Genomic DNA, 16,259 nt, shown 5'->3' on the forward strand with positions numbered 1-16,259 from the left:
GGCGTATGCCATCCGCTTTTCTGCATTCTCGCTAATTTTCCTGGAGGTGAAGAACCATAGCAAACGATATAATGGTAAATGAAACCATTCGGGCTAGAGAAGTCCGCTTAATTGGTGTCAACGGTGATCAATTGGGAGTTAAAACTAAGGCTGAAGCAATTAGTATGGCTGAGGAAGCTAACTTAGACGTCGTAGTCGTATCCCCAAAGGCTAAGCCACCCGTTGCCAAGATTATGGATTATGGAAAATATCGATTCGAGCAACAAAAGAAACAACGTGAAGCTCGTAAAAAGCAAAAGACTGTCAGCATTAAAGAAATTCGTTTGAGTCCTACAATTGATACAAATGATTTTAATACTAAGCTTAAAAACGCTACTAAGTTCTTGAGTAAAGGTGATAAAGTTCGTGTTTCAATTCGTTTTAAGGGACGTGCCATCACTCATAAAGAGATTGGTCGTAAGGTACTTGAACGAATGGCTAAAGAAACTTCAGATGTCGCACGTGTTGAGGTTCATCCAAAGATGGACGGCAGAAGTATGTTTCTTGTGCTATCACCAATTGCTGATAAATAATTTAAAATTCTGGAGGAACAGATTATGCCTAAAATGAAGACAAACCGCGCTGCTGCTAAGCGTTTTAAGAAAACTGCTAATGGCGGTCTTAAGAGTGCAAATGCTTATACAAGTCACCGTTTCCATGGAAAGACTAAGAAGCAACGTCGTCAATTACGTGGTACAGACATGATGGACAGTACTAACGTAAAGCGTTACAAGAAGTTACTTTCAAACATCTAGTTAAGAATTTAAATTTAGAACAAATGACCTTCGGGTGATTTAAGGAGGAATTTATTATGCCACGAGTAAAAGGTGGAACAGTTACACGTCGCCGTCGTAAACGCGTTTTAAAACTTGCTAAGGGTTATCGCGGTGCAAAACATATTCAATTTAAGGTTGCTAAAGACCAAGTTATGAAGTCTGGTCTATATGCATTCCGTGACCGTCGTAATCGTAAGGGCGAATTCCGTCGTCTTTGGATTGCACGTATCAATGCTGCTGCTAGAATGAATGGTTTAAGCTACAGCAAATTAATGCATGGTCTAAAAGAAGCTGGAATCGATATGAACCGTAAGATGCTTGCTGATCTTGCAGTTAACGATGCTGATGCATTCAAGGCTTTAGCCGAAGAAGCAAAGAAAGCTCTTTAATCTATTAGATTAAATGAATTAATAAATAAAAAGGATTGGAACAAAACAATGAGTTTTGGAACCAATCCTTTTTATTTATTTTCTGAACGTTAATTAAACTTCAACGATATATTTCCCTCTCGGATGATGCGTTTGAAGAGCATGAAAAGCTTTTTGAATTTCAGCTACATCAAAATTTAAGATTTCGGCAATCGGGACGGTTATTTCTTGACTTACAACTTTTTTAACAAGATATTCTAAAGCGGCTTGGTTCATTTTGTAATCTGTGTTGTAAAAATCAACTAATCTTGATGGGTCAGTTTTGAAGGTGTCAATCCCAGTTGTAGAAATCAATAAACCAGATGGAGCAAGGTGGGCTAAGTAAAGGTCGGCCAGCTCATTTTGTGGCGCAACGTTAATAATTACGTCATAAAGACCTAGTTGCTCAATTGTTTTTGGAGCATCGTAAAAAACAACTTGATTAAAATCTGCAGTATCAAATTGTTCAGTATACTTGGAGTTAATTACAACGGAAACTTGCTTATTTAAACTATTTAAAATTTGATACAAGTTAGTTCCTACCGCTCCAGAGGCACCAATAATGAGCACTTTTGAAAACGAAACGTCTTTTAATGCTCCAAAAACGATATCATACGCAGTGATACCTGCGTTGGGAAGACCTGCAGCCGTCCGATAACTGATTTCGGCAGGAAGTTTAGTTGCTCGACGATAAGGAACTGAAACATATTCGCTATAACCTTTGAGGTTAGCCAATCCCACAATTGAATCACAAAGGTTGAATTCGGTAATGGAGGGGTCTTTGTCCACGATGATACCTGCAACATCACTACCTGGAATGGCTGGCAGTGAAATTGGGCGAAACTTGGCTTGAGTACCATCAATAATTCCTAAATCATATGGGTTTAGTGCAAAAGCTTTGGTTTGAACAATAAGGCGTCCACTGGAAGGCTCTGGCTTTGGAACGTCTAGTTCAATTAAATCTGAAATATTACCAAATTGATTAACACCGATTGCTTTCATAATATAATCACCTCTTGTACTAAACATAATATAAAGTTAAGTGAAATAAAAGATTTAAGCTTGCAAGTATAGGTTGCTCTCTTTCCAAAAGAGTCTACTATCGTTTATAATTAGACAGATAGCATTTATGGGAGAAGATTAATGAATATTTTTAAACCAACGTGGATGATTGAAAAAATATATAATTTATCTGCAAAAGATTTAAACCAAAAAGGAATTACGACTGTCTTAACCGATTTAGATAATACGTTAATTGCCTGGAATAATCCGGATGGAACTCCCGAATTAAGACAATGGATCGAAGATCTAAAACAAGAAAATATTAGAGTAATCGTAGTTTCTAACAATAACCATGCTCGCGTTAAGAAAGCAGTTGAAGGCTTTGGACTTGAATTTGATTCAAGAGCTTTAAAACCATTGACTGTTGGTATTAATCGAGTGGTACGCAAAAATAAATTGGATAAGAACTCCACCATTATGGTTGGAGACCAATTAATTACGGATATGGCCGCTGCAAATTTAGCTGGAGTGCGGGGAGTTTTAGTGAAACCGTTAATTGAAACGGACGCTTGGAATACTAAATTCAACCGTTTTTTGGAATTCTTTGTAAAGCGTTCTTTAAAAAAGAAGTATCCGGAATTAGTTTGGCATAAGGAGTTACAATAAATGGACGAACAAAATGAATTACGTTGTATTGGTTGTGGAGCAATTCTACAAGTGACTGATAAAAAAGCGCCTGGATATACACCAGAATCAGCCTTAAAAAAGGGATTAGAATCTGGCCAATTATATTGTCAAAGATGTTTTAGATTACGTCACTACAATGAAATTGCTCCAGTAGACATTAGTGATGATGACTTCCGAAAGTTATTAAGTCAGATTAGTGATTCCAACTCACTAGTTGTGTATGTAGTTGACATGTTTGATTTTAATGGAAGTTTGATTCCAGGACTTCACCGATTTATTGGAGACAATCCAGTATTGTTGGTAGGAAATAAAGAAGATGTCTTTCCAAAATCAATCAAACGTCATCGTATGAAAGAATGGCTTAGACAACAAGCAAAGGCAAATGGTATTTTGCCTGAAGATGTGGTTATTACCAGTGCTAAAAATGCTAGTTCAGTGGAAGCCTTATTTAATGCGGTAGAAAAATTACGTAAAGGTCGGGACGTTTATGTAGTCGGAGTTACAAATGTTGGGAAGTCAACTTTAATTAATAGTTTGATTGCTATTCGCAATGGAATTAAAGATGTAATTACTACTTCCCGTTTTCCGGGTACTACTTTAGATCGCATTGAAATTCCGTTCGATGATCATAGTAATTTGATTGATACACCCGGAATTATTCATGCCGATCAAATGGCACATGTATTGGCTGCGGAAGATTTGAAATATGTCTCGCCACAAAAGACGATTAAACCTCGTGTATTCCAACTAAACAGTCAACAAACTCTTTTTGTGGGAGCTTTAGCTCGATTTGATTACGAACACTCTGAGGGCTCTGTAACAGCTTATTTTGATAATAATCTTATGGTTCATCGGACTAAGTTGGAAAACGCAGATAATTTTTACGAAAAACATGCAGGTGAATTATTGACACCTCCAACTGCAGATAATTTGGCTAAAATGCCTAAATTAGTTGCACATCAGTTTAGTGCAGATCAAGATAGTGATATTGTTTTTGAAGGATTAGGTTGGATATCCGTTCCTGAAGGAAGCACGATTACTGCATGGGCACCAGAGGGTATTTCAGTAGTAATAAGACGATCATTAATTTAAGTTGCAAATAAAAGGAGAAACAATGGAATTAAGAGGAAAACAAAAAAGATATCTTAGAGCTCGAGCACATTCATACCGCCCAGTTTTTTCCGTGGGTAAAAATGGTCTAACTGAAGCATGGCTCAATCAATTGGCAGGAGCTTTAGACAACCATGAATTATTAAAAATTAATATCCAACAAAATTCAGATGCAACAACGGCTGAAGCTAAAGAATTTATTGAATCTAATACAGATATTCAAGTAGTTCAAACCATTGGACGGGTACTAGTGTTGTTTAAAGTTTCTTCGGAAGCGGATAAACGTGAAATTTCAGATACAGTTAAGAAGATATAGATAAAGGTGATTAATCTTGATAGCAACAAAATCTAAAACAGTTTCTGGAGTACAAGTAGAAGTGGTTGAAGAGCCATTAATACAAAAGAAAGGCAAGAAAATTGGCATTCTGGGAGGGACGTTTAATCCGCCTCACATTGCTCATTTATTAATTGCTGAACAAGTAGGAAGCCAGTTGGGACTGGATAAGGTGCTATTTATTCCAGATTTTATTCCACCACATGTTGATGAGAAAAAAACCATTCCTGCTGAGCACCGAGTTGAAATGGTCTGCTTAGCTATTCAGGATAACCCACTGTTTGATTTAGATTTAATCGAAATTAATCGTGGTGGCTCAAGTTATTCGTACGATACGGTTAAAGAATTAAAACAACTACATCCGGAAAATGACTATTATTTTATTATTGGTGGTGACATGGCGGACTATTTACCGACTTGGCATCGAATTGACGAATTAGTTAAAATGGTTCAATTTGTGGGTGTTGATCGGCCGAAATATCAACGCCAAGAACAATATCCGATTATTTGGGTAGATGTTCCTAAGATGGACATTAGTTCCACCAAAATTAGAAAAAACGTTAAGAATGGGTGTTCAATTAGGTATCAAGTGCCCGAAAGTGTCGAAAAGTATATAAAGGAGCACCGTTTATATGAGCAATAATGAAGAATTAATTTATCAAAAAAACTACGTGCCTTTTACGCGAGCAGAATTAATCGACGCTGTTTCTAAAAGTATTACCGGAAGTCGATTCGAACATGTTCTACGAGTTGAAAAGAAGGCGATTGAATTAGCACAAAAATATGATGCTGACGTGGAGAAAGCCAGTATTACCGGTTTACTACACGATTATGCCAAGCAACGTAGTGATAGTGAATTTATTAAATATATTAATGAACTAGAGCTTGATCCCCAATTATTAGATTATGGTAATGCTATTTGGCATGGTGTTGTTGGCGCAGAAATCGTTAAAAATGAATTGAAGATTTATGATGAAGAAATTTTAAATGCAATTCGACGTCATACCGTCGGGGCACCATACATGACATTGATTGATCAAATAGTGTTCATGGCCGATTATATTGAAGATGGTCGTGATTTTGAAGGCGTAGAACAAGCCCGTTTAATTACAGAACAAAGTTTACAAAAGGGCGTTACTTTCCAAATGAAGAGTACCCTTGCATACTTAATCGCTGGAAATAAGCCAGTTTTTCCAGCTACGATTGAAAGTTATAACGCATGGATCTCAAAATTTAATTAAAACTAGGAGAAATAGATTGAACAATTTAGAAGAATTAGAATTACTAGTAAAAGCAGCAGATAGCAAACGAGCTGAAAATACAATCGTTTTAAATGTACGTGAGGTTAGCACCTTAGCAGACTACTTTATGATTACAAGTGCTGATTCTAACCGCCAAGTAGCTGCCATTGCAGATGCTATTATTGAAAAGGCTAAGGAAAACCAGATCGAAATCCGTCGTATTGAAGGAAATCGTGCTGCAGAATGGATTTTGATTGACTTAGGAAATATTGTTATTAATGTTTTCCAAACGGATCAAAGAAAGTACTATAATCTGGAAAAGCTTTGGTCCCAAGCTGAAGCAGTTGAAACAACTGATTGGATTGCAGAATAATGATATATCAAAGCTTTGCGGAGTTATATGACCAACTTTTTGATGAAGATGAATACCAAAATTGGTTTGAATATACGCAAAAAGAAGTTGATTTAAGTCATAAAAATAATTGGCTTGAATTAGCTTGTGGTGCGGGAAGATTGGTTGTTCAACTCGCACAGCATGGACAAATCGTCACAGGATTTGATTTGTCAGAAGAAATGTTAGCTCTAGCAGAACAGCACACTAGAGATGCTGAGGTGGCAGCAGAACTGATTCAAGGAAATATGTTGGATTTAAGTGAATTAGAGCAGTTTGATGTTGTATCATGCTACGCTGATTCTTTTTGCTACCTTCCGGATGAAGAACAAGTGTTACAGTCGTTTAGCGAAGTGTATGAGCACTTAAAATCTGGCGGCCAGTTTATCTTTGACGTGATCACTCCATATCAAACAGGGGTGGTTTACCCAGGTTATATGTTTAACTATCAAGATGACCGCCAAGCATTCATTTGGTCAAGCTTCGAAGGCGAAGATAAATATCATGTCGAACATGACTTAACTTTTTTTACCAAAGCAAATGATGATGAGCTATTTAGACGGACCGAAGAAACTCATTTTGAACGAACGTATGAACTGGAAACGTACGTTAAACTTTTAGAAAAAGCTGGTTTTTCTAAAATCAAATACTATGCTGATTATGGAAAAGCTGAAGTAGATGAAAAAACAACTCGGTGGTTCTTTAGTTGTAGGAGGTAGCTGTATTGCAAGCATGCGCAGTGATTGCAGAGTTTAATCCATTTCATAATGGACATCAATATTTGTTAGAGCAGGCACGCAAGGTTACTAAGGCGGACTTAGTGATCGTAATTATGAGTGGCAATTTTGTACAGCGGGGGGAACCCGCCTTGATTAATAAATGGGAGAGAGCACGGGTTGCCATTAATTGTGGTGCTGATTTAGTTGTAGAAATACCTACTGAATATGCCATTGATTCTGCTAAAGAATTTGCCCATGCGGGAGTAGAGATTGCTCAAAAATTAGGAGCTAGCTTTTTAGCTTTTGGGAGTGAAAATCCAGATTTGGATTTTGAAAATGAGAGTAAGATTCTGGACCGACAATTTGACCAGAGAGCCAAAAAATATAATCAAAATTTTGCAGCTCAATTATTTGATGATACAGCCATTATGAACTCGAACGATATTCTAGGAATCAATTATGCGTACTGGAATTCTAAATCAAAAAGAGGCTTGCAGTTAATACCATTGCAAAGGGAACAAGCAGATCACCGAGATACGGAGATAAAGGGCTCGATTGCTAGTGCATCGGCAATTCGGAGGGCAGCTTTAGAACAATCAGAGTACTTTAACGCGGTACCTAAGGCGTCTTTAAAGGCTATTAGAAATGCTAAATTAACAAGCTGGGAAGATTTCTGGATAATGTTAAATTATCGGTTATTAACTTCAACGCCCCAAGAATTACGTCATATAAAGGGTGTTACAGAGGGTTTCGAAAATCGTATTTTAAATTTGGTTGATAAAAGTAACTCGTTTACAGAGTTGATGCAGAAGTTGAAGACTAAAAGATACACTTATACTAGAATTCAACGAAGTTTAACGAATATTTTACTTAATATCCAAGCTACTCCGTTTAATCTAACTAAGACGAGATTATTGGCGACAAATCAGCTCGGCCGGATTTTTATCCGAGAAGCAGCCCTTGGATCAGTAGTAATGACCAAAGTCACCAAAGAAGATTTTGAAAATAATTATGCAATTACAAAACGAGCAGACGATTTATACCAATTAGTTTCTCCATATCAATGGGGAAAGGGCCCTATTATAAAAAAGAATGTCAAGGAATAAACGTTGACAATGTGGTTCCACATGGTATAATTGTTTCTGTTGCATTGGAGGTTCATTATGGAATGGTATTTTACAGAACTGCGTAAGCACAAAGAGCCGTTTCAGTTCGATGAAACGATGGATTTGGAACAATCTTTAGTCGAACGCTTTCCAGATGTAGTTATTAAATGCTCACCAATTAATTTTAAAGGAACGGTGACAATCGAACGTGATTCAGTTATCATTGATGCTGAGATCAGTTGTGATTTGACAGTTCCTTCATCACGATCATTGAAGCCTGTCCACATGAATTTAGACTTTTTCATAAGTGAAATTTATGTAGATAATCCTAGTATTATTGATTCTTTTGCGAAAGAAGAAGTGGTAATGCTAGTTGAAGATGATGTGATTAGTGTTGATAAACTAATTGAAGATAATATCGTCCTTCAAGTTCCAATGCAGGTTTTAACGCCTGAAGAGGAAAAAGAGGGAGTCATGCCTTCTGGTGCAGAATGGCAAGTGATTTCTGAGATGGACGTGGAATCGGAGCATGAAAAACAAGTTGATCCACGCCTTGCTAAGTTAAAGGGTTTATTGAAAGATAATCCTGAATCGTAAGGCTTTAAAAAAGCGGGAAACCGAATTCTCTTAAAGGAGGTGCTCATAGATGGCTGTTCCAGCAAGAAGAACATCAAAGACACGTAAGCGTAATCGTCGTGGACACATTAAGTTAACTACTCCAGGTTTGGCACCATGTCCAAACTGTGGTGAATTACGAGTTTCACATCGTGTTTGCCCAAGTTGTGGTTACTATAACGGAAAACAAGTTATTGACGTGAAAGCTAACTAATTTGTTAAAAGAAGTAAAAGGAGCCTAGGTCCTTTTACTTCTTTTTTTGTGTTTAAAACGATTGAATATAAATTGCTTAGTGTTATATATTAATTAAATCTCCTTAGAGGTTCTCAGCTTTTTATACATTTTTTTTACTTATCTGTTAAAATATAATATATTGCTACACAAAGTTTCGAGTATTTTAAAATCAATGTCTTGGAACAATTGTTAGATATAGAGGAGGAATCACGATGGATCAACCACAAATTGGTGTAGTGGGAATGGCCGTAATGGGTAAAAATCTCGCTTTAAACATCGAAAGCAGGGGATATACAGTTGCGATCTACAACCGTACTGCCTCAAAAACTGAAAAAGTAATGCAAGATCATTCTGAAAAGAAATTAGTTCCTGCATATTCTATTGAAGAATTCGTAAATTCACTAGAAAAGCCTCGTCGAATTATGATGATGGTTAAGGCTGGTAAACCAACTGATGCTGTTATTGCTGAATTACTTCCTTTACTTGACAAAGGAGATGTCTTAATCGACGGTGGTAACACTAACTTTGAAGACACTATGCGTCGTAATAAAGAATTGGATGAATCTGGAATTAACTTCATTGGTACAGGTGTTTCAGGTGGTGAATTAGGTGCGTTACAAGGTCCTTCAATGATGCCAGGTGGACAAAAAGAAGCTTATGACTTAGTTGCACCAATCTTCGAACAAATCTCTGCTAAGGCTAAAGACGGCGATCCATGTGTGACCTATATTGGACCTAACGGAGCTGGTCATTACGTTAAAATGGTTCATAACGGAATTGAATATGGTGATGAACAATTAATCGATGAAAGTTACGACCTAATGCGTAAGTTATTGGGTCTCCCAGTTAAAGAAATTGCTGATATTTTTGCTGACTGGAATCAAGGTGAACTTGACAGTTATCTAATCGATATTACTGCTGATATTCTAACAAGAACGGACGATCTTGGTTCAGATAAACCAATCGTTGATCTTATTATGGATAAAGGTGGCAATAAAGGAACAGGTAAGTGGAGTTCACAAAATGCACTTGAATTAGGGGTTCCACAATCGCTCATCACTGAATCTGTATATGCTCGTTATATTTCCGTGCTTAAGGACGAACGTGTCGCAGCAAGTAAAGTGCTTGCAGGTCCAGAAAAGAAAATTGACGTTGACAAGGATGAAGTCATCGAAAAAATTCGTCGCGCACTATACTTCAGTAAGATTATGAGTTACGCTCAAGGATTTGAACAAATGCGTGTAGCTTCTGAAAATTATGACTGGAACTTGAATTTTGGTGAAATTGCCAAGATCTGGCGTGCTGGATGTATCATCCGTGCTCAATTCCTTCAAAATATTACAGATGCTTTCGATAAGAATCCTGAACTAAATAACCTTTTGATGGATTCATACTTCCAAGAAATTGCTGCTAAGTATCAAGAAGCCGTTCGTGACGTAGTTGCACTTGCTGTTAAAGCTGGAATTCCAGTTCCCGCACTATCAGCAGCGGTAGCATACTATGATTCATATCGTTCAGCTGTTTTACCAGCAAATCTTCTTCAAGCACAACGTGATTACTTTGGTGCTCACACCTACGAACGTGTTGATCGCGAAGGTATTTACCATTTTCCATGGTATGAAGAACAATAAAAATTAGTTTAAATAGAAAAGCGATAACCGTTACGGCTACCGCTTTTTTTATATGGATTATTAAGGATATCACTTTGAGACTAGGTCAAATTAAGTGAGCCACTTAAGTAGAGGCTAGGCTTTTCACCAATATAGTGCAACCCAAAACGCAAGCACTAGATGGAAAAATAGTTGCTTAGAATCGAAAAACTTTTAAAATAACAAAATTGATGTGAAATAAGTTAAGATACTATAATTAAATTATTACGTTTCAAAGTCAAATCAAATAATCTAACAATCTTATTTATATTGGATTAGAAAGGAATGGAAGCCTAGGGAAGCTATTTGACTCCCTTTTGTTTGCAACATAATATTGGAAGCGCTAGGCAAAGCAACCGGATAATGTTAGAATTTACTACAGTAGGGTTAAAATAATTTAATTTTGGGGTAAAAAAATGAGTCGTATTTTGATAATCGAAGATGAAAAAAGTCTTGCACGTTTTGTTCAACTTGAATTACAGCATGAAGGATATGAAGTTGAAGTTCAATCTAACGGACGCACAGGTTTAGAAGCAGCATTATCAGAAGATTTTGATGCTATCTTACTTGATTTAATGTTGCCAGAAATTAATGGAATTGAAGTATGTCGGCGTATTAGAAGAGAAAAAATAACTCCTATTATTATGATGACAGCTCGCGATTCAATCATTGATCGTGTTTCAGGTCTTGATCACGGAGCAGATGATTATATTGTAAAACCTTTTGCTATTGAGGAGTTACTTGCTCGTTTACGCGCAGTTCTTCGCCGAGTGGATTTAGAAACACAAGATTCCACTTTCCACCAAACAACGGTTGAATTTCAAGATATTGTTATTGAAAAGGAAAATCGAGTTGTACGTCGTAATAACGAAGTAATCAATTTAACTAAACGTGAATATGAGTTGCTATTGTTATTAATGGAAAATATTAACGTGGTTCAGTCTCGAGAAACTTTATTGAATAAGGTATGGGGTGTAGACGATGGTGTAGAAACTAACGTTGTCGATGTGTACATTAGATACCTCCGAAATAAAATTGATGTTAAGGGACGTCCTAGCTACATTCAAACCGTACGTGGTACTGGATATGTAATGAGGACCTAGTATGGAAAATAAAGTAATTAAAAAAAAAAGAATGTCGCTAAAATGGAAATGGGCTATCGGTACTGGTGTTGGAGTCCTATTAATTTTTGCACTTTTCTCTTTTTTTGTTTTTAAAATTGTAACAGATTCATTATATGCTGAAGAACATCGAGATGTGGAATCAACAGTAACCCAAGTAAGAAGTCGTCTTCAAAATGCGAATGAGATTAATTATAAAACTACGGATATATTCAGACCTGATTTAAACCAAAAATCGGCGGTTAATAATAACCAAGGTGGTTTTAATGATTCATTGTTAGCGAGTTTAACCAGGCGAGATTTAGTAGTTTCAGTTTATAACTTAGAAAAAGAATCAGTTTTTTCGAATCAAAGAATTAGTATGAAGACTACTCTCTCCGAGCGAAAGTCAATTAAACGGAGTAAATTTCATCATAAAGATATTATTGTGGGACAAGCACCGATTATTAATAAAGATAATCAAGTAATCGGGTATGTACGAGTTGTTGATTTACTGGTGAAATATAATAACAGATATCAGCGCTTGATCTGGCTATTTACCTTAACGTCGCTTTTAATTTTTATGGTAATCTCCATTTTCGGTTATGGATTAACGGCATACTTATTAAAACCAATGAATTTAATTAATCAGTCGATGCGTAATTTAGAGGAAGATCCTCAAACCGATTTAAGAGTTCCTGAAATTGATACAAATGACGAGTTATCGGACTTGGCTCATGAATTTAATGATATGATTGATCGAATGCAACGCTATATTGATCAACAGAGACAGTTCGTTGAAGATGTATCACATGAATTGCGAACGCCAGTGGCAGTTGTGGAAGGTCACCTAAAGATGCTTGACCGTTGGGGAAAGGATGATCCACAAGTTTTGGATGAATCAATTAAAGCGTCCTTAGAAGAAACGCAACGAATGAAAAGTTTAGTTAGTGAAATGCTAGATCTAACACGAGCTGATCAAATTGAGATTAATTATGCCGATGAAAAAACGAACGTCGTTCAATTAGTAAATCAAGTATTCAATGATTTTAAGATGATTCATCCAGAATTTAATTTCGTAATGGATGACGATATTACTGGTGAACCCATTGTTCCTATATATCGGAATCATTTAGAACAAATTCTCGTAATCCTGCTTGATAATGCCATCAAGTACTCAAAAGATCGCAAAGAAATTCATATTTCAACTGCTAATACCAAAAAGACCGTTGAAATTGCTGTACAAGATTTTGGTGAGGGGATTGCTGAAGAAAATCTGAAACAGGTATTTAATCGTTTCTATCGAATCGACAAAGCTCGCAGTCGAGATCAAGGTGGGAACGGTTTAGGTTTATCCATTGCTAAGAAATTAACTGAAGAATATCATGGAAATATTTCGCTAGAAAGTTCAGTTGGTTCAGGTTCAATATTTAGAATTAAATTACCGATTATTGAAGATCAACAGATAGAAATTAGTGAAAAATAAAAAATCCTTGGAAAATGAGTTTTACTCAAAATTTTCCAAGGATTTTTTTGGTATTTAATTTTAGTCACGATGATGATTTTGTTTACCTGCATTACGACGAGGTTTGTTATTTTGTGGTTTAGAAACTGGTTTAGTTTCAGGTTCACTAGTAAATTCTGTAGCTGCTTCTGTAACATTTTTAAGATCTACTGGACCAGTTGGTTCAACAATCTTAGGAGGATTCTTTTTCATTTCCTCTTGGATCCGTGCTTTAATTTTTGGACGATAGAGATTAATTGCGAGTGTTTGGATACATGCAAAAACTCCACCAACAGCAAAGTAAAGTCCTAATCCACCAGGGGAAGAAAAAGTGAAAAATAGAATCATCAAAGGACTGACAATCATCATGGAACGCATCATTTTTCTTTGTTCTGGTGCAACGCCTAAAGTACCTAACCAACCTTGTAATAAGTAAACAAGGAAGGAAATTGCTGCCAATAAGATACTTGGCTTAGCCAAATTAATACCTAGGAATAATCCTTGATGTAATTCAGGTGAATACTGAATAGCTGCGTATAACGCGGCAAAAACAGGGAATTGGATGATAATTGGAAGGCAACCAATTCCACCAGTCATACTAACGTTGTTATCCTTATACAAGGCCATCATTTCCTGACTAATAGCGGCACGTTCTTCGGGCGTTTTGGCTGCTTGATTACGTGCTTGAAGTACCTTAAGCTGGGGCTGAATAAATGCCATTTTTTCTTGTTGAATTGTGGCTTTGCGAGATTGATTTAACATCAATGGAAGCAAAATTAAACGAACAACAAAAGTAACAAGAATAATCGCTAGCCCATAACTTCCACAAAGTAAGTGTGAAAGGTAATTCATAAAGTGCTGAGTGGGGATGGCTAGATAATCATAGATCGGTCCATACGGATTACCGTGTTTATCACGTTGGACACATCCACTAAGAACTAATGCGAGTCCCGAGATTAAAGTAATCGTCGAGATACTTTTAAGCTTTTTCATAATATACGTACAATTCCCTTCTGAATGCTAGAAATACAAGGGTAACTATACTTGATTTTCCGTCTTTTTTCAATGAAATTTAGTATTTAACAATAAAGTCTTGCCCTTCAAATAAGGGAATTGATTTAACAGTTAATTTATTGACTCGTCCAGATGGCGAAGGTGAGGCTTTTACTCCATCAATAAACTGGTCTAAAACAGCGTCTGGAGCCTGCGCCTCAATTTCTACGGTACCATCGGGGTTGTTTTTGACCCATCCAGTTACTTTAAGTCGATCAGCTAGTAATTTGGTTGTATAACGGAATCCCACGGCTTGTACCTGTCCAGAAGCGTTCATGTGAACAGCTTTCATTATAATCATTCCTTTCAAAAAGATTTATATTAATAATTTTAACATCGTTACCTTAATTTGTTAGTATGAAAGGTGTTAAGATTAAAAGTTCGGCAAGTCTGTATATCATTTAGATTGTGATAATGATACGATTAAATAGGATAGAAACAGAATACTTACAAATGGTAAGGAGATAAGGTATAATTATGGAAAAGATTTCTTCAACAAAGAATTCAAAAGTGAAAGAATGGGTGAAACTAAAAACCAATAATGGTAGAAAAAAATTTAAGAAATTTCTTTTAGAAGGACGTCATCCAGTGGAGACGGCTTTGGAACAGGCAACTGAATATGAGTTTTTAATTGTCCAAGAAGACTTTGATTTAGGTGAGCTTGCTGAACAAGTCGATAATGACAAATTAATTTTAGTGACCAAAGAAGTTGCTAATCATATTTCAGATACTGTTCACGATCAAGGCATCTTTTTAATTGGTTACATTAACGAGGAAGATTGGCAATTTCCAGATGATTTGTCTGGAAAATGGTTAGTTTTGGATAATGTACAAGATCCTGGAAATATTGGTACAATGGTAAGAACGGCTGATGCGGCTGGGTTTACAGGAGTTGTATTTGGCGATGGGACAGCTGATTTCTATAACCCTAAGATTCTAAGGGCTATGCAGGGTAGTCAGTATCACTTGCAGTTGAAACGATTGAATCTTGAGAAATGGATTCGTAATTGTAAGGATCAAGGTAGTGTAATTTTTGGCTCAATTTTAGATGAAAATGCCCGTGACTATCGTAAAATTGATGTTCCAGACCAGTTCTCTTTGATTATGGGGAATGAAGGCAACGGCATGAGTGAAAGACTTATTGAAATGACGGATATGAATTTATATATTCCAATCAAGGGTTCCGCAGAATCTTTGAATGTGGCGGTTGCTGCTGGAGTATTAATGTTTGGTTTAGCCGGTTAAGGTTTTGTTACGTTTTAAATTTGGCAGTTAGATTTACTTGATTTAAAAAAGTATGACGCTAAGATGGTAGTAACTTAAGCTAAAAAGGAGCTTTTTAATGAAGTCACTAGATTGGAAAAATGATTCTGAATATATGGCAATTGTTGGAGATTTATTAGAGAAAAAAGAGGTTCAAAAGTTAGATAACTACACTCAACATCACAATGGAACTCGTTTGGATCACTGTATTAGCGTTTCCTATGAAAGCTATTTGTTAGCCAAAAAACACAATCTAGATGCTGTTTCGACAGCACGAGCTGGGTTACTCCATGATTTATTCTATTACGATTGGAGAACAACTAAGTTTACTTTGGGTTCTCACGCCTTTATCCATCCTCGGGTTGCTTTACGTAATGCGGAAAAGCTCACGGTCTTGAATGATAAAGAAAAAGATATTATATTAAAACATATGTGGGGAGCCACTATCGCGCGACCTAAATATTTTGAAAGCAGTATTGTGTCATTTGTAGATGACGAACAAGCTATTACTGAATATTTTGATCATGTTCGCAAGGAATTTAAGATGAAACTCATGAAATATAAAGAGAAGGTTATTAAGTTTATCTAGTAAAAGAGGTTTTTATAATGCAGAGTACACAACTAAAAGAACAAACTGATTTTGAACTTTGTCCAAAGTTTGAAAAGATGTTTGATATACTAGGAAAAAAATGGAATGGACTTATTTTAGAAGTGCTTATGAATGCTGGTCCACAGCGTTTTAAAGACATTGCGCATAGTGTCACGAAATGTAGTGACCGTGTACTTGTAGAGCGTTTGAAAAGCTTAGAGGAAGCTGGGCTAGTGGAACGATGTACTTATGAGGATTCTTCCTTAATTGAGTATCGATTAACAGAACAAGGTGAAAATCTACGTCCGGTGCTTGACGCCGCTCATAAATTTGCTGATTGCTGGTTTTAATTAGGTATTGACCTAATGCGTTTTTTTGGTTAAAGTAGCTAAGAGAATAAAAGCTCGAAGAGTAGTAGCTGATTTAAATTATCAGACAG

At 36.3% G+C, this 16,259-nt stretch carries 22 protein-coding genes and 1 other annotated feature (1 of these 23 only partly in view); of the genes, 19 read left to right on the forward strand and 3 right to left on the reverse strand.

All coding sequences use genetic code 11. The features are described 5' to 3' along the window. Positions 1 to 30, forward strand: a sequence feature (ribosomal protein L20 leader region) (it extends 98 nt beyond the left edge of the window). 41 nt (positions 31 to 71) lie between these two features. Genes infC through rplT form a run of 3 tightly spaced genes read left to right on the forward strand, consistent with a single transcriptional unit; the run spans position 72 to position 1,204 of the window. Beyond that, on the forward strand, positions 72 to 572 hold the full coding sequence (gene infC / locus PEPE_RS03425) for a translation initiation factor IF-3 (protein WP_002833799.1): 501 nt from the start codon (positions 72 to 74) through the stop codon (positions 570 to 572). 24 nt (positions 573 to 596) lie between these two features. Continuing rightward, complete coding sequence (gene rpmI / locus PEPE_RS03430; protein WP_002833800.1) at positions 597 to 794, forward strand: 50S ribosomal protein L35; 198 nt, start codon at positions 597 to 599, stop codon at positions 792 to 794. Between the two features lie 56 nt (positions 795 to 850). Further along, a complete protein-coding gene (gene rplT / locus PEPE_RS03435) occupies positions 851 to 1,204 on the forward strand; it encodes a 50S ribosomal protein L20 (RefSeq protein WP_002831385.1) in 354 nt (117 codons plus the stop codon). 93 nt (positions 1,205 to 1,297) lie between these two features. Here rplT and PEPE_RS03440 read toward each other — a convergent pair whose 3' ends face one another. Beyond that, on the reverse strand, positions 1,298 to 2,224 hold the full coding sequence (locus PEPE_RS03440; protein WP_011673208.1) for an NADP-dependent oxidoreductase: 927 nt from the start codon (positions 2,222 to 2,224) through the stop codon (positions 1,298 to 1,300). Between the two features lie 141 nt (positions 2,225 to 2,365). Between PEPE_RS03440 and PEPE_RS03445 the strand changes: the two genes are divergently transcribed. The 13 genes from PEPE_RS03445 (at position 2,366) to PEPE_RS03505 (ending at position 12,897) form a co-directional block, all read left to right on the forward strand. Further along, complete coding sequence (locus PEPE_RS03445) at positions 2,366 to 2,890, forward strand: YqeG family HAD IIIA-type phosphatase (RefSeq protein WP_002833802.1); 525 nt, start codon at positions 2,366 to 2,368, stop codon at positions 2,888 to 2,890. Then, positions 2,891 to 4,003 (forward strand): ribosome biogenesis GTPase YqeH, encoded by a 1,113-nt coding sequence (yqeH, locus tag PEPE_RS03450; protein ID WP_011673209.1) that lies wholly within the window; start codon positions 2,891 to 2,893, stop codon positions 4,001 to 4,003. A gap of 22 nt (positions 4,004 to 4,025) precedes the next feature. Further along, positions 4,026 to 4,337, forward strand: a complete 312-nt coding sequence (gene yhbY, locus PEPE_RS03455) for a ribosome assembly RNA-binding protein YhbY (protein ID WP_002833804.1) — start codon at positions 4,026 to 4,028, stop codon at positions 4,335 to 4,337. Between the two features lie 16 nt (positions 4,338 to 4,353). After that, positions 4,354 to 4,998 carry a nicotinate-nucleotide adenylyltransferase gene (locus PEPE_RS03460; RefSeq protein WP_011673210.1) on the forward strand — a complete coding sequence of 215 codons (645 nt, stop codon included), beginning with the start codon at positions 4,354 to 4,356 and terminating at the stop codon, positions 4,996 to 4,998. After that, positions 4,988 to 5,596 (forward strand): bis(5'-nucleosyl)-tetraphosphatase (symmetrical) YqeK, encoded by a 609-nt coding sequence (yqeK, locus tag PEPE_RS03465; protein WP_002833806.1) that lies wholly within the window; start codon positions 4,988 to 4,990, stop codon positions 5,594 to 5,596. Before PEPE_RS03460 ends, yqeK begins: the two co-directional genes overlap by 11 nt. Before the next feature lie 16 nt (positions 5,597 to 5,612). Beyond that, entirely contained in the window at positions 5,613 to 5,969 is a 357-nt protein-coding gene (rsfS, locus tag PEPE_RS03470) for a ribosome silencing factor (protein WP_002833808.1), read from the forward strand. Further along, positions 5,969 to 6,706 carry a class I SAM-dependent DNA methyltransferase gene (locus tag PEPE_RS03475; RefSeq protein WP_002833809.1) on the forward strand — a complete coding sequence of 246 codons (738 nt, stop codon included), beginning with the start codon at positions 5,969 to 5,971 and terminating at the stop codon, positions 6,704 to 6,706. The genes rsfS and PEPE_RS03475 overlap by 1 nt, the downstream gene beginning before the upstream one ends. Before the next feature lie 5 nt (positions 6,707 to 6,711). After that, positions 6,712 to 7,812, forward strand: coding sequence for a tRNA(Met) cytidine acetate ligase (locus tag PEPE_RS03480; protein WP_002833810.1), 1,101 nt, complete (start codon positions 6,712 to 6,714; stop codon positions 7,810 to 7,812). A gap of 57 nt (positions 7,813 to 7,869) precedes the next feature. Beyond that, on the forward strand, positions 7,870 to 8,409 hold the full coding sequence (locus PEPE_RS03485; RefSeq protein WP_002833811.1) for a YceD family protein: 540 nt from the start codon (positions 7,870 to 7,872) through the stop codon (positions 8,407 to 8,409). Positions 8,410 to 8,458: 49 nt separating this feature from the next. Beyond that, a complete protein-coding gene (gene rpmF / locus PEPE_RS03490; RefSeq protein WP_002831400.1) occupies positions 8,459 to 8,641 on the forward strand; it encodes a 50S ribosomal protein L32 in 183 nt (60 codons plus the stop codon). 233 nt (positions 8,642 to 8,874) lie between these two features. Further along, positions 8,875 to 10,293 carry an NADP-dependent phosphogluconate dehydrogenase gene (gene gndA, locus PEPE_RS03495; protein WP_002833812.1) on the forward strand — a complete coding sequence of 473 codons (1,419 nt, stop codon included), beginning with the start codon at positions 8,875 to 8,877 and terminating at the stop codon, positions 10,291 to 10,293. Between the two features lie 434 nt (positions 10,294 to 10,727). Further along, positions 10,728 to 11,414: a response regulator transcription factor gene (locus PEPE_RS03500; RefSeq protein ID WP_002833813.1), complete on the forward strand. Its 687-nt coding sequence runs from the start codon at positions 10,728 to 10,730 to the stop codon at positions 11,412 to 11,414. Position 11,415: 1 nt separating this feature from the next. Further along, complete coding sequence (locus PEPE_RS03505) at positions 11,416 to 12,897, forward strand: sensor histidine kinase (RefSeq protein ID WP_002833814.1); 1,482 nt, start codon at positions 11,416 to 11,418, stop codon at positions 12,895 to 12,897. A 60-nt stretch (positions 12,898 to 12,957) separates the two neighbouring features. Here the strand turns inward: PEPE_RS03505 and yidC are convergent, their stop codons facing one another. After that, positions 12,958 to 13,908: a membrane protein insertase YidC gene (yidC, locus tag PEPE_RS03510; RefSeq protein ID WP_002833815.1), complete on the reverse strand. Its 951-nt coding sequence runs from the start codon at positions 13,906 to 13,908 to the stop codon at positions 12,958 to 12,960. A 79-nt stretch (positions 13,909 to 13,987) separates the two neighbouring features. Next, the gene (locus PEPE_RS03515) at positions 13,988 to 14,260 is read right to left on the reverse strand and encodes an acylphosphatase (RefSeq protein WP_002833816.1); all 273 of its coding nucleotides are present in this window, start codon (positions 14,258 to 14,260) and stop codon (positions 13,988 to 13,990) included. Between the two features lie 185 nt (positions 14,261 to 14,445). Between PEPE_RS03515 and PEPE_RS03520 the strand changes: the two genes are divergently transcribed. The 3 genes from PEPE_RS03520 (at position 14,446) to PEPE_RS03530 (ending at position 16,170) form a co-directional block, all read left to right on the forward strand. After that, a complete protein-coding gene (locus PEPE_RS03520) occupies positions 14,446 to 15,213 on the forward strand; it encodes a TrmH family RNA methyltransferase (protein ID WP_002833817.1) in 768 nt (255 codons plus the stop codon). A gap of 97 nt (positions 15,214 to 15,310) precedes the next feature. Further along, on the forward strand, positions 15,311 to 15,820 hold the full coding sequence (locus PEPE_RS03525; protein WP_002833818.1) for an HD domain-containing protein: 510 nt from the start codon (positions 15,311 to 15,313) through the stop codon (positions 15,818 to 15,820). A gap of 17 nt (positions 15,821 to 15,837) precedes the next feature. After that, complete coding sequence (locus PEPE_RS03530; protein WP_002833819.1) at positions 15,838 to 16,170, forward strand: winged helix-turn-helix transcriptional regulator; 333 nt, start codon at positions 15,838 to 15,840, stop codon at positions 16,168 to 16,170. Positions 16,171 to 16,259: the final 89 nt, after the last annotated feature.

It is taken from the genome of Pediococcus pentosaceus ATCC 25745 (assembly GCF_000014505.1).
GTDB lineage: Bacteria > Bacillota > Bacilli > Lactobacillales > Lactobacillaceae > Pediococcus > Pediococcus pentosaceus.